Genomic DNA, 20,070 nt, shown 5'->3' on the forward strand with positions numbered 1-20,070 from the left:
GTGCGTAAGGATACACGTATATCTGTTGTCAGGATCGTAGTTATTTCTCCTGGCAGCATCGATATCACAGCGAGTCAGCTTAGATAAAGTTAAGGCCGCGCATAAGCCCATTTTTACAGGTTAAATTCAGCAAAAATTATGAATAAGATCTATTATCTGAATAAATTAAGAAACTGCCCGTCAACCGATATTCTTGATATCGTGACAAGCTATATGCGGAAAAAACTTCCTTCTGACGACCTCTCATCTTTTGAAGGCGCCTATGATCATCGCAAAGCCGAGCTGATAATGAATGAGACCTATAGCGAAGTGCCTGCTGAAGTGTGGCGACTGGTATGCTGATCCAGTGAAACGGTGTCTGGATCAATAACGTTAAATTATTGTTCAGGTGTTAACGTTCCTGTGTCTCATTAATAACGCTTTCAGATATTATATTTCTGAATATTACTGGTGAATGATACCGTGCATTAATAAACAGAGCATCACGCTGTATAACAGTGATGCTCTGTTGTTGAACGCTATCAGAAGTGCCAGGCGAAACCGACCTGACCGCTGTAATCCGTTTTAAACTCGCCACCAAAACTGGTATCGACTTTCGCGATGAGTGAGAGGTCAGGCGTAATGACACCCTGCAGACCCACGCTGCTGCGATAGCGGTTGTCAGACCAGGCGCTGTATTGGCGATTCGACTGACGGTCTGAAAGCGTCGTGGTTGAGCCGTTTTTACCCGGCGAATATTGATACTCAATGCTCGCGCTCAGGTTCACGTTTGGCAGCCAGACACCCAGACCGCGCTTCTGCGCCATAATGCCGGTGGTCGTGAAGTAAGGCGTCGCTGAGCTCAACGCCACTTCTGCATCCTCTCCTTTCAGGGTGTAACCTGACATGATGCCACCGCTGACTCCCACGTAGGGTGAAATAAACAGCGTATCGTCAGCCAGACCGAACTGATATCCCGTCCGCAGACTGCCTGCCAGCATCTGACTATCCTTTTTAATGCCGTTGATATGCAGGGCAGGATCCAGCGTTAACTCCTGGTTCAGATACATATAGCGACTGGCAGCATCAACGAACCACCCGGCATCAGACTGCCATGAATAATAGGCGCCAACCGTAGCCAGCCGATGCTTTTCATGGCCTTCTCCTTTGACTTCTCCCTGGGTATAACTGGCACTGAAACCGACAGTTTGCGTATCGCTGCGGGTATCCCAGCCCACATTCAGCGTCTGCTGGTTAGTATTCAGACCCAGAAAACGCCCTTTTCTCTGCTCAATGGTTGCCCATGAACCGCTACTTTCTGGCGAGGCACGCAGACTGTCGGTACGGTTATGCAACTGGCTGACCGTTTCACTGAAAATGTACTGACGCGAGGCGAGTAAGGCTCGTGTACGCTGGATCAGTGGCAGGTTTTCGTAAACAGAGAACCAGTCGTCCGGGTTAAACGCCGGTTTTTGGGCTTCACCTTCAGCTTTCGCGGCCTCCTCTTTCGCTTTTTCTTCCACTTCGGCTTTTGCTTCGGCCTCTGCTTTCGCTTTTGCATCGGCTTCGGTTTTTGCTTTCTCAGCAGCAGCCTGATCAGCAGTACTATCATCCACCGGGTTTTCAGCAGGTGTTACTGGCTCAGGTGTCACTTCCGGCGTTGGCGTCAGCTCTGGCTCAGGCGTCACTTCCGGTGCGGGTGTCGGTTCTGGTTCAGGCGTCACTTCCGGCGCGGGCGTCGGTTCTGGTTCAGGCGTGACTTCCGGCGCGGGCGTCGGATCTGGTTCAGGCGTGACTTCCGGCGCGGGCGTCGGCTCTGGCTCAGGCATCACTTCCGGTGCGGGTGTCGGTTCTGGCTCAGGCATCACTTCCGGTGCGGGTGTCGGTTCTGGCTCAGGCGTCACTTCCGGTGCGGGTGTCGGTTCTGGCTCAGGTGTCACTTCCGGTGCTGGCGTTGGTTCTGACTCAGGTGTCACTTCCGGTGCTGGTTCAGGTTCAGCCGACTTGTTACTTTCGAGCACCCACAGCACGCGGTCGTTATCTTCTTTCACCTGATAATTCGGCGTGTAAACACTGAATCCACTGTAGCTGTCTGCAAAAGAGAAATAGCTGTGCGACGTGCCGGCGGGTGCATCAACCATCACCAGATCCTGGGTCAGCGCAACCTGTTCTTTGCTGCCCACTAACAGGCTCACATCCAGCAGGTTATCGCCACCACTCACCGAGTTTTTAACAATCAGTTTGTCGCTTTCCAGCGTTGATGGTTTGACGCCTAACATCAGATTCAAGCCGGTCGCATCCAGCGTATCAACATTCAGCGTTTTAGCGCTCCAGTTGCCTGAAGGAACCATCGAAAGTGTTGATCCACGTTGCGCCAGCAGTGAGGTGACATTACTGTTGCCAGTCATTGTCCAGTTCGCATTTGCATCCAGCGTCATAAGGCTGCTACCGGTAGAAGTCACTGCACCCTGATAATTCACCTTGCCCAGATAGAGAGAACTGTTATTTGCCAGCTGAATATCGCCCTCAACCTCACTGGCAGGCAGCAGCGCCAGCGCATCTGTACTGCGCACCGGCTGACTGCAGGAAATATCATCAGAATAGATCGCAGAATAGCAGCGCCAGCTTTTCTCCCCTGCCTGCGCGCTGTCGTTGTAGCCCAGAGAGAGGGTTGCAGATTCAGCGGCGACAATATTCGCTTTCAAACCCGCGTATTCTCCCACCTGGAAATGCGCTCCGGTGCCAACATTGATCTGATCGGCTTTGAACAGTGAAGTGTTCCAGTCGTCATCAACGACAATGCCACCCGCATGTGGAACTGGCTGCCCGGAAAGGACCACAGTACCGCTGGTAACATCCAGATTACCGTTAAGATTCATACCACCGGTGAGTGCGGTAATAGCCGTGGCGTTGCGCGGCAAAATATTAACGTTCATGACGCCGTTCAGCGCATTCTCCAGCGTTTCACCCAGAAAACCGCGGAACACCTGAACGTTGAGCTGCGTCAGCCGATGATTAATGGCTTCATCGGCATCAGTACCCAGGTAAGTCCAGGTGGACGTAGAGGATTTATCCGTGGGGAAATACCAGTAAGAGGCGGTATTTAACTGAAAGTACTCGGTATCTTTGGTGTAGGGGTTGTTATACACATAGATTGAACCCGGAGTGCCTTTGGGATTGCTACCCTGGAAGGTATTAAAGGAAACGTCAGCGGCGGTGTAGCCCGTAATATTCAGCGTTGCCGCGGTATCAGTGTGGTTGACCAGCGTAGCGCCACTGTCGGTATGATTAATTTTCCTGAAGCTGAGTGCATTGCCGTTCAAATCTAAACGACCGCCACGATAACCAAAGAAGATCTGGTCTGTACTCACCTGATTTGCATCATTCAGCACCACGGTTGGCCGGCCACTCACTAAAGTGACTGAAGAAAACGCCTGTTTATTGCCTGAAGCATCAGTCTGTTGATCGAGGATAACCGTACCCTCTCCCACATTAAGAGAGCCTGCGTTAACGCCTTTAGCATTAACGTGCAGGGTGCCTGCGCCGATTTTATGCAGTGCATCGCTGGCCAACCCATTAACCTGCCACAGGACTTCTTTATCTGCGTCAACTTCGATGCCGCCGCCTGCCCAGGTCGCATTCACACCCTCTGCTGAAGCCACGGTATAGTTGTTAGAAAACTGAAGTTTGCCTGCGCCCATATTGATAGGTGCATTCAGCGTGATCAGTCCGCCAGCCCCGTTGAAACGGAGATCTTTGGTGGCATCAAGTTCTGCATTAGTGGCAGCAGAGGGAGCCGTAGTCGCATAGGCCGTCCCCAGACCAGCCCATGACCATGAGGAGCCGTACTGCGTGATTGCACTATCGTCCCAGAAAATCGTGCCGTTACCCGCGATATCGACGACATCGGGCGAGGTGTTGGCGGCAATGGTGTTTTGAATATAATCATCCGGGATATATTCCCACATACTGATGGTGCCATAAGCCTGATCATTCACAACTGCACCGTGCAGCACGCCAGCTATCTTCCAGACCTTGTCCACTTCGTCATAGACCATGATTGGGCTGCCACTGTCACCTGCCATAGTGCCTATTGCGAGTGGTGAGGTCAGCGGATTATCCGGACCATAGTCAATTGCCCGTAAAGTCCCGGATGGGGTGGTGACCGTGCCGGAATTGATAGTTCCTCCGCTTACCCAGTTATAAGCACCACTCAGGGTAATCTGTTCTGCCTGATCTTCACTAACCTGACTTTGTGTACCACCACCGATCCGGGTATACCAGGAATAGCGTGAAGTATCCCCTCTACGGATCTCTGTCTTATCTACAGTCTCAATCGGCGCAGCATCCGTAACCACTTTATTCAGACGCGGTAAGTGGAAATCGATATCTGACAAAGGTGATTCGTTGCGGTTAATCAGTTTGTAGGTCGCCCCATATTGCGCACCCTTACCAAACCCCACCGATTGATAACCGGTATTGTGACGTGCGCTGGCAACATAGGAGGGTGCAACAAGGGTGCTATAGCCATAATTGGCTACCATGCCGAAATCAGGCATGGCGAAATCAAGATATCCCGATAAAGAGCCATCCATTTTGTAAACGGGTATATTTGTCAAACCAACTGAATAGTTCCCCAGATTTTCAGCAAAATCACGATATTCCTGCACATCAATATCGTGTCGCATGATACCCGCATAAGATTTGGTGCAGATAAAAAAGGTGCAATATAGCGCTGCGCTTCCAAAATATTTCAATGGATCATCCTCATGAGACTATTATTATTTAAGAAAAGTACCTTAATTAATTAAATAGTACCATTATGGTAATCAGCAGCAGAAACTGAGTTTTTAATATAAATTGATTCAGATCAAAAAAAGGAGAAGGGGTGCCGAAAAACCCGTGATAACTCTATGTATTACAAGACAATAAAAACTCATTGCCAAAATGGATTGAATATTTATTATTTAAGAAAACCCTTAAAATGAATATCAGGTTAATTGCCAAATAAGATAAGAATAAAGATGCAAGCACACATATTGATAAAAAATTACTTATTAATTGGGATTGAAAATCCTTTTCTACATCGCGACTTTGCATTTATTTAAACACACCTGCAATTATTTTGATTAGATAACACTCAAAATCATTCATAATATTAACCAATCCCATATCAGCTGCAAAGAAATGCCAAGGCTGAGCCTCATTCTCCGGGGCAGGAATGAGGCCACAAAGCCGAGGGCGTACAGAAAAAAGAACTGTAATAAAAAAACAAGGTTTTTATCAATATCTGGACGAGATCGAACGCAAAAAGTGATAGCTAACAATGACCTTCAATTTCATAGAGTTCACTCACATCCCGCCTGCTGGCTGGCGAATCGCAAGGAGATTATTTCGGGTGATCGCGATGAAACAGTGCCCACTGCTCAATCTTTTCTCCGGATGGTAACAGGCAATAGAGTGTGTTCCCGTTCGATGATGCCTGCTGTATCTGCTGTCCGCCACGCTGAGCACACCATTCGCTTGCGGGATTACGCATTGTAAGGCGCGGTGATTCAGCACTATGGGGCGTGCAGGCACTCATTTGCAGAGTAGCCAGCATAAGGGAACAGACTGTTATTCTGTTTACTATTTTCATTTAACACTCTCTCAACATTAACTTCAGGCCGGTAAGACTACGTTTCTCATGTTCACCAGACTATGACTCAGCGCGCAACAACGATCAGTGTCTTAATTAAGTGGCTCTTAACCGGACGTTTATCAGAACACCTCTTCAGCCAGTTCACTTCTGAAACCTGTCAGTGTATCTGAGCGTGCAATAATGATAGCAATAACTTGCTAAACTCTCTCTGAACAAGCCGTATTGCTGCTGACAATCTTATATCCTCCCTGCAAAAGAGAATAAATAACTCCCAAATAAGAATGACTGTAATAATAAATAACAAGTCTTCCTGAGTTAGAACTAACACATAAGCTTAATTTTCAATGAAAATTCTCTAAGAATGCCGCCATCCTTTTAACCTATCGTCAAAAGATAGACATTTTCACTCCCTTTACACAATTCCCTCCCACCCCGCATAATCCTGCCACCTTTAGTAAACGTGCTGTTATTAATGGATTTAATAAACAATACGCTTAATTCGTATCGGGCTAAGACACATTATGAGGCGATAAGTAGCAAGCTTATTTAGCGCTATTCGTAGGCTATTAGCCCTTAAATAAAACCTTAAGGAAGAGTTACAGGTATGAATAAAAATCCTGACCGAAATAAACGCGTAAAAGCGATGGTGCTGGCTGGCGGAATGGGGATGTTGCCTTTGGTCAGTTCTGCTGCTGTTGTCGGAAGCCAGAGGGGTGGAGATGTTGCTCTGGCTGATGGCACTACATTGATCGCCGATCAGTCAACTGGCGATGGTTATTATGGGATCCTGGTAACAGGTGCAACTGCCGCTGAAGTCACTGCCGGTACAGGCAGTACTGTTACCGTGAAAGATGCTGAGCACTATGCAAAAGGCATTTTCATCCAGTCTGCGGGCAGTCACTTTACTGCTGATAAATTAGTGCTCAATGCTTCAGGGATAACCGCAGTCGCTTTTGAGTTGAGCGGAAAACAGGTTTCTGCCAATTTAGGATCGGGCAGTTCTGTCACATCGATTGCGTCAGGTATTGCTTACGCAGAAGGGGTGGTTGTGAGCAATCAGTCCTCACTGCAGGCCGACGCATTACAAATCAGTACCCAGGGCACCAACGGTATAGCACTGCGTGTCAGCGGTTACGGCTCGAACGTTGATTTAGGCAACGGCAGCAATATACAGACCAATGGTATCAACAGCCATGCTGTGCAGGTGGATACGCTGACCGGTGATTCTGGTAATGGCGACGCAACGCTTAAAGCAGATACGCTGACCATTAATACGCTTGGCAGAGCTTCTCAGGGCATCAACATTCAGGATAACGGCTCAGTTGATCTGGGCAGCAATTCAACCATTATCACCACTGGTGACATTTCTGCAGGCATCTGGAGCCTGGGTAAACTGGTCGCCGATCACCTGACTATCAGTACCTCCGGCGCGACGTCACCCGGCATTTCAGCCCGGGAAAATAGCCTGATAAATATCGGCGCAGGTAGCGTAATATCTTCAGCGCAAACGGGCGGTATTGTTGCGATGGATGATAACGTCACCGTCAACTTTTCAGGCACTGAAGAGGAACGCAACACCATTCAGTCAGTAGGCTATGGTGCATCCGCCCAGTCGGCAGGTGCAGTCATCAACCTGGCAAACACAGATGTTGTGATTAAAAACTCAAACATGGTTGGCAGGGGCCTCTGGTCTCTGCAGGGCGGCATGATCAATGGCGAAGGAATCAGCGTTACTGGCCCTGATACAGCAGCTGGTGCTTTAGCCTGGGATGGTGGCCAGATCAGCCTGACAGGCGATCTCTCTATCAAAATGGATTCCCCGGCTGGCGTAGCCATTGCCACCCTTTACAGCGAAGGTTTTGCGCCGGGCGTGATCACTTCCGAGGGTAAAGCGGAGATCACCGGCAGTGTCATTTCGATGGGCGGACTAATCGATCTTAACTTAGCGCCGGGTTCACTCTGGTCCGGTAGCGCCGCCAGCGATAATGTGAATGGCGGCCATTTAAACGTCAACCTCACCGACAGCACATGGAACGTTGGTCAAACTTCTAATCTCGATAACCTGACATTAAATAACTCACTGGTAGACCTTTCTGCCGCCACCGACAATACAACCTACTCCACTCTCACCATCGCGAACCTCAGTGGTAGTGGTAACTTTTCCCTGCGTACCAGCCTGGCTGGCGATGGCGAAGGTGTGAACAACATTGGCGACAAAATTGTAGTGACGGGTAGCAGCGCAGGTGATTACGGTCTGAACATTCTGAACCGTGGTAGTGCCGTCACCACAGGCAATGAAGTACTGACCGTTGTTGAAACTACCGATGGCATTGCGACTTTCAGGGGCAACACCGACGTTGAACTGGGCGGCTATGTTTATTCGGTTAATAAACAGGGCAACAACTGGGTGCTCTCATCGCCGAAAGCACCTGAAACGCCCCCGGCGGATGAACAGTCCGTAACACCTGCAGATAATGACGCTCTCCAGCCTGCTTCAGCTGAGGACGCCGGGGTATCCACGACTCCAGCAGAACAAAGTAATAATTCAACCATCACCAGCACCGCGAATGCCGGGGCTAACTTTCTCAACGTCGGCTATCTGATGAATTATGCCGAAATGCAGACCCTGATGCAGCGTATGGGGGATGTGCGTCAGGGGAAAACGGCCGGTAATGTATGGCTGCGTGGGATGGATGGCCGATTCAGCGGTTTTGCCAATGGCAAGCTGAGTCACTTCAGCATGAACTACACAGGCTATCAGTTTGGGGTAGATAAACGTCTGTCAGATGAGATGCCGATCTATCTGGGCTTGTTTATGGGAGCAACGGAGGGAACGCCTCATTATCGGGCTGGCGATGGCACCACCAAATCTGAACATTTTGGTATTTACGGCACATGGCTGAATGACGCTGGCTTCTATCTGGACGGCGTAGTGAAATTCAACCGCCTGAGGAATCAGTTTGATGTCAGCGATACACAGAATAATCGCATATCTGGCAATGGTGTCTCATCGGGCTTGAGTGGATCACTCGAAGCTGGGAAAAAATTCAGCTTCTCTGACAATCTCACGGGTTTTTATCTGGAACCACAGTTTCAACTGACAGCAGGTCATCAGGATGGATCCTCGGTACGGGCATCAAATGGCCTCAATATTACTCTCTCAAGTTATAAATCGATGATGGGACGAGCCAGTGTACTGGCAGGTTATGAAGTCAATCAAAGCAATTACAAACTCAACACTTATCTCAAAACAGGTGTTTTACGCGAGTTTGAAGGTAACGCTGCTTATGCTCTGAATGGCTCAGATGAGCGTCTCTCGTTTAAAGGTAATGGCTGGAATAACGGTGTCGGTGTCAGCGCGCAAATCAGTAGCCATACCCTTTTTATCGAGGCCGATATGGTTGATGGAAATCGCTTCAACCAGCGCCAGGTGAACGCCGGCTACCGTTTTAGTTTTTAAAAAAACGCAGTAAAAGATAAGTGCTAAAGGAGACGTGAATGAAGAAAATATTATGGATGATACTGGCTTTACTCAGCTCGGGCTCGGCGTTTGCTCGTCAGGAGGTCACCGTTGCAGAGGCGAAAACGATGCACGACGATCGACAGGTTACGCTTACAGGGACTATTAGTGGCAGGGCCGATGATGATCACTACTGGTTAAAAGATTCGACTGGCCGTATTCGTGTCGATATAGATGATGACGACGATGATGATGACGATCGTTATCTGATTGGCAAAAAGGTCCGGGTTACCGGTGAAATCGACCGCGATGATGGCTACAGCGAAATCAATGTAGATCGCGTTTTTATCCTGAAATAATCCTCTGCAAAAACACAAAAAAGCCAGCGTCACCGCTGGCTTCTTAAGTTCATCAACCTATCAGAAGGTTCATGCAACTTCGGGCAACTCATCGCGCGAAAAGATAAGTGACACACAACTTCGCACTCAGGCGGTGGCGGTGGCTGATACAATAAGTGGTCCCTTATACTGCCACTTCAGATGCTGAAAAGTAGCCCGGTTGATAATTCCCGATTATGTAGGGATTATTCCTGCTGACTTTCGTGCGAAGAGTTGAGTGTTGGCACAGACTGCGAGAGATTACGGCTATCCACGCCTGGCTGAAACGCATCAGGAAGATGAAGAATGGGTGCAGCAACGACATAGTTACTGTAAATATAAACAGATAGCAGAATAATCAAACCTAACATAATTGCCGTCACCATTTTAAAAGTAATGACCAAAGATTTATCTTTTTTTAGTGGTTCTTTCTTCACAAAAACCTCTTTACACCCTGAATATGAAAGGCAGTCTGTGCATCACAGGGAAGCAGATCACCAGAAATGAACATTAACGTCAGAAAACACTCAAATGTGGACTGAATAAATAGCTAAAATTTTGCATATTCAATAACGCCTTTATAAAGCTCCAGCAGAGTGACATCATTAATGAAAGCGTTAAACTCCTTATCACCACTTAGCGAAAACTTCCTCATCACATTATACTTATGTGCATAGATCGTTTTAGCAGAAAGGTTCAGACGTTTAGCTGTCTGGCCCACGCTGTACCCTTTCTTTAAAAAACTTAGTACCTGCAACTGGACAACCGTGATACGCGCAAAATCACAATGTGAGCAATCTGAAGGTACAAATCCCTTGACGCTTCCCTGATTTTCTAGCCAGAACCGGATGAGTTTTTCAGAAATAATACGGACAGAATCGCTGCGCGAGATAATAATCAAAGAACGATAGCAGAGAGGCAGGTGTTCCGTAATGATGTCTTCAACCTCATCAACAAACACCATTAAAATGCTACCGGACTTCCGTTCCCGGTAGGCAGGTTGACACATATAAAGGCGCCACTGTGCAACACTGATCAGTATGAAATCCGCCTGATATAAATTTTGTGCGTCATAAGCGGGTAAAAATTCTACTGGCGTGTCACATAACAGTGCTTGCTCAATAATTTTTGAGATGCCCAGCCGAAAGAAGTAGTTTTCATTTGTACAAATGACTTTAAAATCCATTTTTCCCTTAAGCATCTCAAAGTTTAAAAAAAATTATCAGGTAAACTTGCCATTAACCAGGGTGAGCTCACCTTTCTCTTTTAATTCTTTCAGCACTCTGCAAATGGAGCTTTTTGAAAGATGAGAACTGTTTTCAATCAGGTAAAGTGCAGAAAATCGTTTCTTAAGATGCGGTGGCAGTTTCCCCCAGCGGCCAATCAACGAAATCACTTCATCATGTGAGTTACTTTTAGGCAGCTGAATGTAGTTCATCAGGTCAGAGTACTGGCCAGATAGAATGGACATGGCATCATTGAAAAGGTCTTTCTCAAACACCAGGCGCCAGAACACATCGTAATCAATGAAACTGACCTTTCCGTAGTCAATTCTTTCCAGATAGACAGGTGGTTCATCAAGTGCTGGAGTGACTCCGACAACAAAAGGAGCCGATAAGATATTTAATACCTTATTTTCGCTCTTTAATTTGAGTAAGAAATCACCATCAAGAATGAACATAACCCGGCGTACATTATCTTTAGTGAGATGATAACGACGCTTGCCGCGCGAAATCTCATCTGGATTAGCAACCTGGGTATACCCGGCTAGCGCATCGATGATCCGTTCATGATTTTCAGTCACTCTATACATAATAATTAACTCAATCTAACTAACACAAGGTTAGTGATTAGTAGAAAAATTAGCAAAAATCCGTTTGTTATAGTCTCTTTTTTTCGCCTGGTGTATTGATGATCTTTGGCTCTCCCCCAAATATGAGCCATAGAAAGGTTACTACTGGTTTCACTATAGTAAAACCATCACGCTAAAATTCAACACCATAAACACGCAAAAAGGAAGAGTATCACGCCATCTTTCGGCGTCACAACCAGATATTTCACCGCTCAAAAGCCAATTAATCAGTATATCAAACTAACAAGTAGAGACTTACTGATAGTGTTATAACTTTTTTCTTAAAAAAGGAATCAATCATCATCATATGAACATTGATGTTATAATTCCGCTATATTAAGCACACAAAAAGGCGCTACAAGTTTAAATATACGGCATAATTGATAAACCTTTAATCATTATGGAACCATTGTTAATTCCTCTCTAAAAATAAAAAAACACGACAGCATTTGATGGCATAAATTAAACCACAGCACTCCCAAAACAGATATTTAAATAACAAACCACTTTATATATAGATTTATATGCTGATTTTTATATTTAATGCAGACATAAAACCTAAAAAATACATCCATTTCATTCCTGCAACTTTCACTTTAGATTGCATATGAGGACCGATTTCTCATTCTCGGGTCTTTTAACCAGACTGCACTCCGTCCCGCTTAAGCTTTTTCAACACAGAATGCGTACCTTTCTCATCATTTTAAAAAACTGGTAACGCTAAAAATTAAATAAACTCATCAATAGCCGAGCAAAATATAACGATACGAATGCATTCACGCTGACACTCTAAATTACGATGAATGTAAACACATTGTAAATGAAACAGGCCTTAAGTTATTAATGCCAATAGCACGTAATATTAATTATGGATATTTTACTATTTTATTTTTTATGGTCTCCGAATCTAATAGCGCCGTTCGCTTGAGGCGGCATTTTAAAAAATTCAATACTGAACAATTGAATAACTGATTAATATTGGAGATATAAATGAGAGAGTTAACACCTGTTGAAATGCAAAATGTTTCAGGCGCAGGTTTTTTTGATTTTATTGGTTCAGTCGTTGTAGGTAGTGTTACCGGTACAACTGCTTTCGGTCTCAAATGGGCCATGAGCGGCGGTAGCGCGGGTGGCATCGCGGGTTTAGGTATTATCTCTGGCGGTGTCGGCCTGATTGTCGGCGCAGTTGTTGGCCTGGTTGATGGTGCACTTTATGGTGCCATAAATGGCTGGGATTCAACTGTGGGCTGGTTCAACCAGATTGTTGAAAACCAGTTTGATGCGACTGCTCCAGTAATTACTGCATAAGGGAATATCATGCGTGAATTGAACAATCGTGAAATTGAAGGCGTTAGTGGAGGTTCTTTAACTTCCGTCATTTTAGATTTCTTCAACCAATTAGGCGCAAGCTCAAAAGAAAAAACTGAGTGGGTGCGCCCTGACTCAGTGCCTGTTGCAAATCCAATTAGTGGATCTGCATTTGGCATGGGTATTGTCGGCATTGCTGCAGCCGTGGTTTTCGGCCTGCTGACATTTTAATTTGCCTGGAAAAGCATAATTTTTTCAGGAAGGAATGAGCCATTGCCATAAAGTGCAAATGCTCATAATGACATGTTGTTCATTATTTTATACAAAGGAAAGTATATGAAAAAGGTATCTATGGTTGCTATGGGTCTGCTGCTGGCTACAGCTCAGGTTAGTGCAGTAGAAGCTTCGGATGGCACAATTAACTTCACCGGCACCATTGCATCTCAGACCTGTACTGTCAGCGTTAACGGCGCGGGCAGCACTGCAACCGTGACCCTGCCAAAAGTTGCAGCAGGCGTGCTGAAAACTGCAGGTGCTGTAGCAGGTAACACTCGCTTCACTCTGGCGCTGAGCGATTGCTCTGCAACAACCGGTAATGTCTACGCTTACTTTGAGCAGGGTGCGGGTGTGAACGCTAACGGTCGTCTGACCAACACCGGTACTGCAACAGGAGTTGATCTGCAGCTGCTGGACAACAATAACAAAGCTATCAATGCGGGCAGCAGCGAGCAGTCTACCGCTCCTGCAACTGTGGCTCTGACAGCGGGTGCAGGTACTCTGTCTTACTCTGCTGAGTACTACGCAACTGCTGCTGCAGTAGCGGGTACTGTTGCATCAACAGTTAACTATTCAATCAATTACCTGTAATTGATTATGGTGAGGGCACTGCCCTCACCACTCTTCCCCTTCATCATTTCTGTTAATATCATGAAAAAAAAAAGCTTTAAGTTTCTAATCTCCTGTTTGCTCACTTGCGCAATGACTTCGTCTGCCTTTGCCAGTGTGACCATCATTGGTACCCGGGTAATCTACCCCGCTTCCGAGAAAGAGGTTACCGTTCGTCTGGATAACCGCGGCGATCAGCCCGCTCTTATTCAGGCATGGGTTGATAACGGAAATCCTAACGAAGCAGTAGATAAAATAAATGTTCCTTTCATTTTATTACCTCCGGTTTTTCGTATGGAGGCGAATAAAGGGCAAACGTTACGTATTGTATTTACTGGTGCCAATCTGCCCACCGACAAAGAGTCTATCTTCTGGCTAAATGTCCTTGATATACCTCCTCGTGATAAAAGTCTGGCTAACCAGAACCAGTTGCAAATGGCGATCCGGAGTCGCATCAAGATTTTTTATCGTCCGGTTCAGTTCGATATAGCGCAGGCCAACAAAGCTGCGTCAGGACTGGTATGGCGTCACGGTCAAAAAGTTAACTCTCTTTCCGCCACTAACAACTCACCGTTCTACGTTAACGTCTCGCAGATTGATGCAGAAGATAACGCGGGTCATAAATTAGTCAGCGAAAAAGGGGAAATGCTGGCACCAGGAGAAACAAAAGAATTTCTGATGAAAGGCATGAATACAAGTCAAATAAAAACAACATTTAACTATCAGTATCTGGACGACTTTGGTGCCGCGCGTAAGGTTGAAAGCAAAATAAACGAGTAGCTTTTGGTAATTATCCAGGGGAAATAATGATGGCAAGGACGGTATTTTTTAATAAACCAACTGGCAGGGTTTTTTATCGCTCTTTTTTGGCACTCTTTCTGACCGCAGCAACTCAGTCAGCGTTTGCTGAAACAGCTTATGATTTCGATGAATCATTTGTAAAAAATCTATCTGGTGTAAAAGTAGATGTTTCCCGCTATGCAACAGGTAACCCCATTGATCCAGGTGTCTACACGCTGGATATCATTTTAAATGGTCGCCAGATTAGTCGTGAAAATGTTCAGGTTATTCGGGAGGGAACAGGTACCAAGGCCTGTCTTTCCTACGACCTGGTAAAAAGCCTATCCATTAAAGATACAGTATTCAGCTCTGAGCAAGCTGAAGAGTTACGTTCGGGCAAGCAATGTTTAGCGCTGGAAGATGTGGTTAAGGAGAGTCATGCCACAATCAACTCTGCTGATATGCAGATGGACATCTCAATTCCACAGATTTACCTGTTGCGCTCAGCACGTGGCTATGTAGCACCCGAGTTCTGGGATAAGGGCGAAACAGCATTAACACTTAACTATGACACCAACTATTACCGCTCCGTTAATAACGGCCGTGAATATGACTCTTTTTATGGCCGAGCGCTGGCAGGCTTTAACCTTGGCGGCTGGATGTTTCGCCATGACGGCTCACTGAGCTGGCGACGCCAGCAAGGTGAGGAGTCTCATCATTATAATGCCATCAACACCTATGTTCAGCGTGATATCCCGCAACTGAAATCACGCTTACTGTTAGGTGAAGGGAATACGAGTGGCGAGCTCTTTGATACCCTCTCATTCCGCGGTGCGCAGATATCGACTGTCGATCAAATGTGGCCTGACTCACAACGTGGTTACGCACCAGAAATTCGGGGTGTTGCCCGTACTAACGCTCAGGTAACCGTTTTGCAGAATGGCAGCAAAATCTATGAGACAACCGTTTCGCCAGGCCCTTTCAACATCACTGATCTCTACCCTACCGGCTACGGCGGTGACTTAGATGTCACGGTAAAAGAAGCTGACGGTAGCGAAACGCGTTTTTCAGTACCTTATGCAGCCATGACAAGACTGAAACGTCCGGGTATGACGTTCTATTCTGTGACGGGTGGTGTATCGCGTAAAGACAACATGGCTTATACGCCTTCTGTTTATCAGGGCACCATTCAGCATGGCTTTACCAATAGCCTGACCGGTTATACCGGTATCCTGGGATCAGATAACTATATCTCGGCGCTGTTAGGCGGGGCATTTGGATTACCGATCGGCGCGATCTCTCTTGATATCACCGGTGCTCAGACAAAATATGGCGATGAGAAAAAGCAGGGTGTGAGCTATCGTGCCACTTACAGTAAAAAAGTTTCTCAGACTGACACCAACTTCTCCCTCGCAGCGTACCGGTTTTCATCATCAGGCTATTACAGCTATGACAATGCATTACAAATTAATAACTACTATAAGAAGAATAAAAAAGATAGTGGGATAAATTATTTATCTCGTCCAAAACAGCGTTTTTCAATAACTGCAAGCCAAAATTTTGGAGAGTCATATGGGAATATCTATCTTACTGGTTTCGTTCAGAATTACTGGAACAGCACCGGTACAAACACCCAGTTTCAGTTAGGTTACAATAATAGAATTGGGCGTGTATCCTATACATTATCAGCAAACCGATTATTATATTCAACCGGCGGGCGCGACACACAACTTTCACTGGACTTCTCAATACCACTGGGTAGCGAAAGTAAAACTTATGTGACAGGAAGTGCAACACACAATAAAGAAGGCGTTACCGCGCAAACTGCAGTCAACGGTGTTGTAGGTGAGAACGATCAATTTAGCTATAACGTAGGTGCCGCACGCGATATCGATAATAAAAAATCAGGTTCGGTCGGTGGCCAATATCGTTCACCTTATAGCATGCTGACAGCGTCATATACTAAGGGAGAGGACTATTATTCCGCCTCCGCAGGCGCCAGTGGAACAGTTATTGCCTTGCCTGATAGCATTAACTTTAGTGCTTATCAGTCGACAACGTATGCTGTGGTAAGCGCCGCTGATGCAGCAGGCGCCCGCGTGTACGGCTATCCCAATATAGTGCTGGACGGAAGCGGCAGAGCAATTGTACCTAATCTTAACCCGTACAGAATAAATGAGCTGGCGATTGATCCAAAAGGTATTCCGCTCGATGTTGAGATGGAATCAACTCAACAGCGTGTTATTCCTGTTGAAGGTGCTGTGGTCAGACTGGACTATAAAACCAGTAAGGGAAGACCACTTTTAATACGGGCGAATCAGCCTAATGGTAATGCCTTGCCTTTTGGTGCGTCAGTTAATGATGAAAATGGCAATCTGGTGACGACTGTTTCACAGGGTGGTCAGATTTACGTCAGACTTAATAAAGATGTCAGTCGTCTGCATGTTTCCTGGGGTAAAACAGCCAATGATAATTGTCTGGTTAACCTTGAGTCTGGATCAGTTCAGTCCAGTGACAACAAGACTCTGGCGAGATTGACGACAACCTGCAGCAATGATCAAATGCAGGCGGTTCGTTACGCTTCTAACACCGAAAATAAAGATAATCAGGGTTAAAGAGGTGACATCATGCTTTTAATTTCAGGTAAGAAAATAATGCGCCTCACTGGCTCGATCTCGTTAATATTAAGTCTGATGCTGATGGCTATTTTTAACGCCAATGCAGCGGGTACATCAACCGATGTGACATTGACGTGTAAAATGTCGACCTCCCGTACGTTAGTCGACGTGAAATCATTAGGCATTAATATTTCAGCCGCGGTACCGGTGGGCACGATCGTTTATAGCGGCACAGCAACGGCTAACGTCAAATGTGCGCTGGATAATTTGCAGCAGTACGCAGATGGATTATCTGGTGAAGTCTATATTAAACGCAAAGCAATTGACGCAGATGCGCTTGGTTATGGACTAACGTTATATACCGGTTATGGCGGCGAGCTGGGTACAGAAGTGGCAAATATTCCAACCGGGATAATGATCAGTACTTATGCCCTTACCAGCGGCGGAACGGTAGGTGCTTATACAGATGTCTCTTTAAACGTACCTTATCAAATCGTTAAGACATCTAATTCTATGACTCCTTCAAAGTCACTGAAAAGCTATGTAAACCCATTTGATGTAGGCTCGTTAGTGACAGGGACAGATGAGACATTCCAGTTTACCAATATTAAAACAGGTATTACTGTAAAAGATCAGACCTGCTCAGTTGCAGGCGATGTAAATCAGAATGTGCCACTGGGAAGTTATACCACTAACCCCACCAGCGGGTTAGGGGCAGGCATAGGCCAGACCAGTGCTTTAACAGCTTTCAACATTCAGCTTAACTGTGAGGCCTTACTCTCAGGCACATTTGACGTAATGATGCAGTTCGATGGAGACGCACCTAGCGGTTTGTCTGATGTCGGTGTTGTAGCGCTCAACACCACCTCAACGGCCAGTGGTGTCGGCGTGCAAATCCTTAATGAAAATCAGCAGCCGATTGCACTCGCTACACCGTTTAACATTGCGACTTACCCGCTCTCATCTGCCTTAATCACAGTGCCACTCTATGCACGTTATTATCAGACGGCGGCGAAAATAAATCCTGGAACGGCCAATGCAGTAGCAACGTATACGCTTAGTTACCAATAATCAGCAGGGCTCTGCGGAGCCCTTCTTCACATTTTATCTACAGAAAAGGATTGTCTGTGAATAAACCCAAGGGAAAAAATAAGCTCAGGCTTGGTGTATCAGATGAAAGTCCATTTATTCTTTACTCCATTCAGAACATACTCGTAAAGGAGTTTTTAGAACTTGATATTATTGCTTATCCGGTTGAAGCCGATCATTTGCTGTCAATTATCAGAGAGGATATGCCAGATATATTAATAACAGACTTTTGCTTTAATTTTGAGCGCAATGATGTTAATGGCGTGAGAAAAATAGAACAGATACATAAGCAAAACCCGGACTTAAAAATTATTATCTTCACTGCACAAAACAGTCAGGCTATTTTGAAAAGTATATTACAAATCCCGGTTAATGCCATCGTGCACAAGCGAGATGACATTCGTGATTTGGTCAAAGCATTCAATTGGGTTTGCTCATCCAATTCAGGAATATACTACTCAGAACAGATGAAGAATTTAATGCTCTCTGCACCCGCAGATCCGGCACAAACACTTTTATCGCCTTCAGAAGTAGAGGTCATTCGATTATTTGCCATTGGATATAGCCTGATGGAGATAGCAAAAGCGCGTAAACGTAGCATAAGCACCGTTGCAACACAGAAATATAACGCCATGCGTAAGCTTCAGCTGCAATCAAATACAGATTTGATTAAGTATGTTTTTGCACAGGAACTCATTTAACCCCTAGCACAAAATTTTTATATACAGCGAAAATCATGAAATTCCATAATCTGAATATTGCAATACTGGCACTAACCTGTGCTCCATTTTGCACATTTGCAACTAACCTGCAGCAAGCTGCTCAGGCTGCATTGAGCTATGACTCAGCACTACAATCCAGTCAGATGACCAGTGCCGCAGATAAACAAAAATACTGGCAAGGCATGGCCGGAATGCTGCCAACATTAACCCTGGAAGGAAACTGGGATCGTCAAGAACAACCTGATAAGAAATATCAGAGTGGGGTAACCAACCACAGTTACGATCTCAGCGTCAGACAACCGCTGTTTGATATGAGTAAGTATGCCGGATGGCGTAAAGGTGTTGCTATTGCCAACACCGCTGAAGCGCAGGCAAAACAGGCTGAAGAAAAGTTACTTAACGCTATCAGCAATGCTTATTTTACGGTGCTTTATCAGCAGGAAGTTTTGCAGGCCGCAAAAGCCGCCAGCCATAACTTTAAGCAACAACAGCAAAAACTTCAGACCGGCTTAATCAATGGGCAAAATACCCGCACTGAACTGGACGAGGCAAAAGCTAACTACGCTCTGGCACAGGCTAAGGAAATAGAAGCTGGCAATCAGCTGTTGCTGGCAGGCGAGGCATTTCGTCGTTTATCAGGTATCAGCCCGGACACTGTTGAACCGGTGAATTTTCAGTGCCTGAAAGCATCGCCCTATTCTTCTTTGACCGATGCAATTAATGCCAGCCAGCAGCGTAATACTGATATTAAAATTGCACTTTTTCAGAATGATCAGGCAGATGCAGATGTTCTTGCGGCTGACGGCGCACACATGCCAGTGGTCTCGCTCTATGCGCGATATGGCAAGAACTGGAGCCGTAATGACGACGACGACAATATCCTGTATGACGCGATCTTCGGGACGAATTCAAAGAGTAATAACCTGCAATATGGCGTAAACGTTTCTGTTCCATTATTTGCCGGCGGCAGTCAGATTTCACAATCTTTTGAAGCGTCTTATCGCCGTCAGGCAGCAAAGTACTCCACGATGGAAGCACAACGCAAAGCGGCAACCGATACCCGTTCTGCCTGGCTTAGCCTGACCAATGGCAAAGCCTTAATCAGTGCTCAAAAGAATGCCGTCGACTCAGCACGTGAAAAAGTGGTGTCGGTCCAGTATGGCCGTGAAATGGGCTTCCGCACCGTTAACGATGAACTGGATGCTCAGCAGAAATATTACACCGCACTCAAAGATCAGGCTGAAGCACGCTTAAGTTATCTCAATGCCCTGATCAATCTGGCGCAAAGCACCGGATCGTTATCACTCGACATGCTGAATTTTTTTCAGTGCCGTTAATCCCTTAATCATGATGAATCTA

16 protein-coding genes are annotated in these 20,070 nt (G+C 46.0%); 11 read left to right on the forward strand and 5 right to left on the reverse strand.

Features of this window, described 5'->3' with window-relative positions:
• Positions 1-138 precede the first annotated feature (138 nt).
• Positions 139-342 (forward strand): Hha/YmoA family nucleoid-associated regulatory protein, encoded by a 204-nt coding sequence (locus ACN1CO_RS13905; protein ID WP_031593862.1) that lies wholly within the window; start codon positions 139-141, stop codon positions 340-342.
• Positions 343-521: 179 nt separating this feature from the next.
• Here ACN1CO_RS13905 and ACN1CO_RS13910 read toward each other — a convergent pair whose 3' ends face one another.
• Positions 522-4,667 carry a S6 family peptidase gene (locus ACN1CO_RS13910; RefSeq protein WP_419139417.1) on the reverse strand — a complete coding sequence of 1,382 codons (4,146 nt, stop codon included), beginning with the start codon at positions 4,665-4,667 and terminating at the stop codon, positions 522-524.
• 701 nt (positions 4,668-5,368) lie between these two features.
• Positions 5,369-5,617, reverse strand: coding sequence for a DUF333 domain-containing protein (locus tag ACN1CO_RS13915; RefSeq protein ID WP_419139418.1), 249 nt, complete (start codon positions 5,615-5,617; stop codon positions 5,369-5,371).
• A 607-nt stretch (positions 5,618-6,224) separates the two neighbouring features.
• Between ACN1CO_RS13915 and ACN1CO_RS13920 the strand changes: the two genes are divergently transcribed.
• The gene (locus ACN1CO_RS13920) at positions 6,225-9,080 is read left to right on the forward strand and encodes an autotransporter outer membrane beta-barrel domain-containing protein (RefSeq protein WP_419139419.1); all 2,856 of its coding nucleotides are present in this window, start codon (positions 6,225-6,227) and stop codon (positions 9,078-9,080) included.
• Between the two features lie 38 nt (positions 9,081-9,118).
• Positions 9,119-9,439 carry a NirD/YgiW/YdeI family stress tolerance protein gene (locus ACN1CO_RS13925; RefSeq protein WP_419139420.1) on the forward strand — a complete coding sequence of 107 codons (321 nt, stop codon included), beginning with the start codon at positions 9,119-9,121 and terminating at the stop codon, positions 9,437-9,439.
• A gap of 224 nt (positions 9,440-9,663) precedes the next feature.
• On the opposite strand, the gene ACN1CO_RS13930 is transcribed toward ACN1CO_RS13925, so the two are convergent.
• The 3 genes from ACN1CO_RS13930 to ACN1CO_RS13940 all read right to left on the reverse strand — a co-directional run bounded on the left by ACN1CO_RS13930 (position 9,664) and on the right by ACN1CO_RS13940 (position 11,270).
• Positions 9,664-9,894: a hypothetical protein gene (locus ACN1CO_RS13930; protein ID WP_419139421.1), complete on the reverse strand. Its 231-nt coding sequence runs from the start codon at positions 9,892-9,894 to the stop codon at positions 9,664-9,666.
• Positions 9,895-10,007: 113 nt separating this feature from the next.
• Positions 10,008-10,643 (reverse strand): helix-turn-helix transcriptional regulator, encoded by a 636-nt coding sequence (locus tag ACN1CO_RS13935; protein WP_419139422.1) that lies wholly within the window; start codon positions 10,641-10,643, stop codon positions 10,008-10,010.
• Positions 10,644-10,679: 36 nt separating this feature from the next.
• Entirely contained in the window at positions 10,680-11,270 is a 591-nt protein-coding gene (locus ACN1CO_RS13940) for a transcriptional regulator (RefSeq protein ID WP_419139423.1), read from the reverse strand.
• 1,029 nt (positions 11,271-12,299) lie between these two features.
• Between ACN1CO_RS13940 and ACN1CO_RS13945 the strand changes: the two genes are divergently transcribed.
• The 8 genes from ACN1CO_RS13945 (at position 12,300) to ACN1CO_RS13980 (ending at position 20,048) form a co-directional block, all read left to right on the forward strand.
• Complete coding sequence (locus ACN1CO_RS13945) at positions 12,300-12,617, forward strand: hypothetical protein (protein WP_419139424.1); 318 nt, start codon at positions 12,300-12,302, stop codon at positions 12,615-12,617.
• Positions 12,618-12,626: 9 nt separating this feature from the next.
• Positions 12,627-12,848, forward strand: a complete 222-nt coding sequence (locus ACN1CO_RS13950; protein WP_419139425.1) for a hypothetical protein — start codon at positions 12,627-12,629, stop codon at positions 12,846-12,848.
• A 72-nt stretch (positions 12,849-12,920) separates the two neighbouring features.
• The gene (locus ACN1CO_RS13955) at positions 12,921-13,484 is read left to right on the forward strand and encodes a fimbrial protein (RefSeq protein WP_419139426.1); all 564 of its coding nucleotides are present in this window, start codon (positions 12,921-12,923) and stop codon (positions 13,482-13,484) included.
• A 60-nt stretch (positions 13,485-13,544) separates the two neighbouring features.
• Positions 13,545-14,282 carry a molecular chaperone gene (locus ACN1CO_RS13960; protein WP_419139427.1) on the forward strand — a complete coding sequence of 246 codons (738 nt, stop codon included), beginning with the start codon at positions 13,545-13,547 and terminating at the stop codon, positions 14,280-14,282.
• Positions 14,283-14,308: 26 nt separating this feature from the next.
• Positions 14,309-16,897 carry a fimbria/pilus outer membrane usher protein gene (locus tag ACN1CO_RS13965; RefSeq protein ID WP_419139428.1) on the forward strand — a complete coding sequence of 863 codons (2,589 nt, stop codon included), beginning with the start codon at positions 14,309-14,311 and terminating at the stop codon, positions 16,895-16,897.
• A gap of 12 nt (positions 16,898-16,909) precedes the next feature.
• Positions 16,910-17,971 carry a fimbrial protein gene (locus ACN1CO_RS13970; RefSeq protein WP_419139429.1) on the forward strand — a complete coding sequence of 354 codons (1,062 nt, stop codon included), beginning with the start codon at positions 16,910-16,912 and terminating at the stop codon, positions 17,969-17,971.
• A gap of 56 nt (positions 17,972-18,027) precedes the next feature.
• Positions 18,028-18,690, forward strand: coding sequence for a response regulator (locus ACN1CO_RS13975; RefSeq protein ID WP_419139430.1), 663 nt, complete (start codon positions 18,028-18,030; stop codon positions 18,688-18,690).
• Between the two features lie 35 nt (positions 18,691-18,725).
• Entirely contained in the window at positions 18,726-20,048 is a 1,323-nt protein-coding gene (locus ACN1CO_RS13980; protein ID WP_419139431.1) for a TolC family outer membrane protein, read from the forward strand.
• Positions 20,049-20,070: the final 22 nt, after the last annotated feature.

It is taken from the genome of Pantoea sp. R13S299, assembly GCF_048515925.1.
GTDB lineage: Bacteria > Pseudomonadota > Gammaproteobacteria > Enterobacterales > Enterobacteriaceae > Pantoea.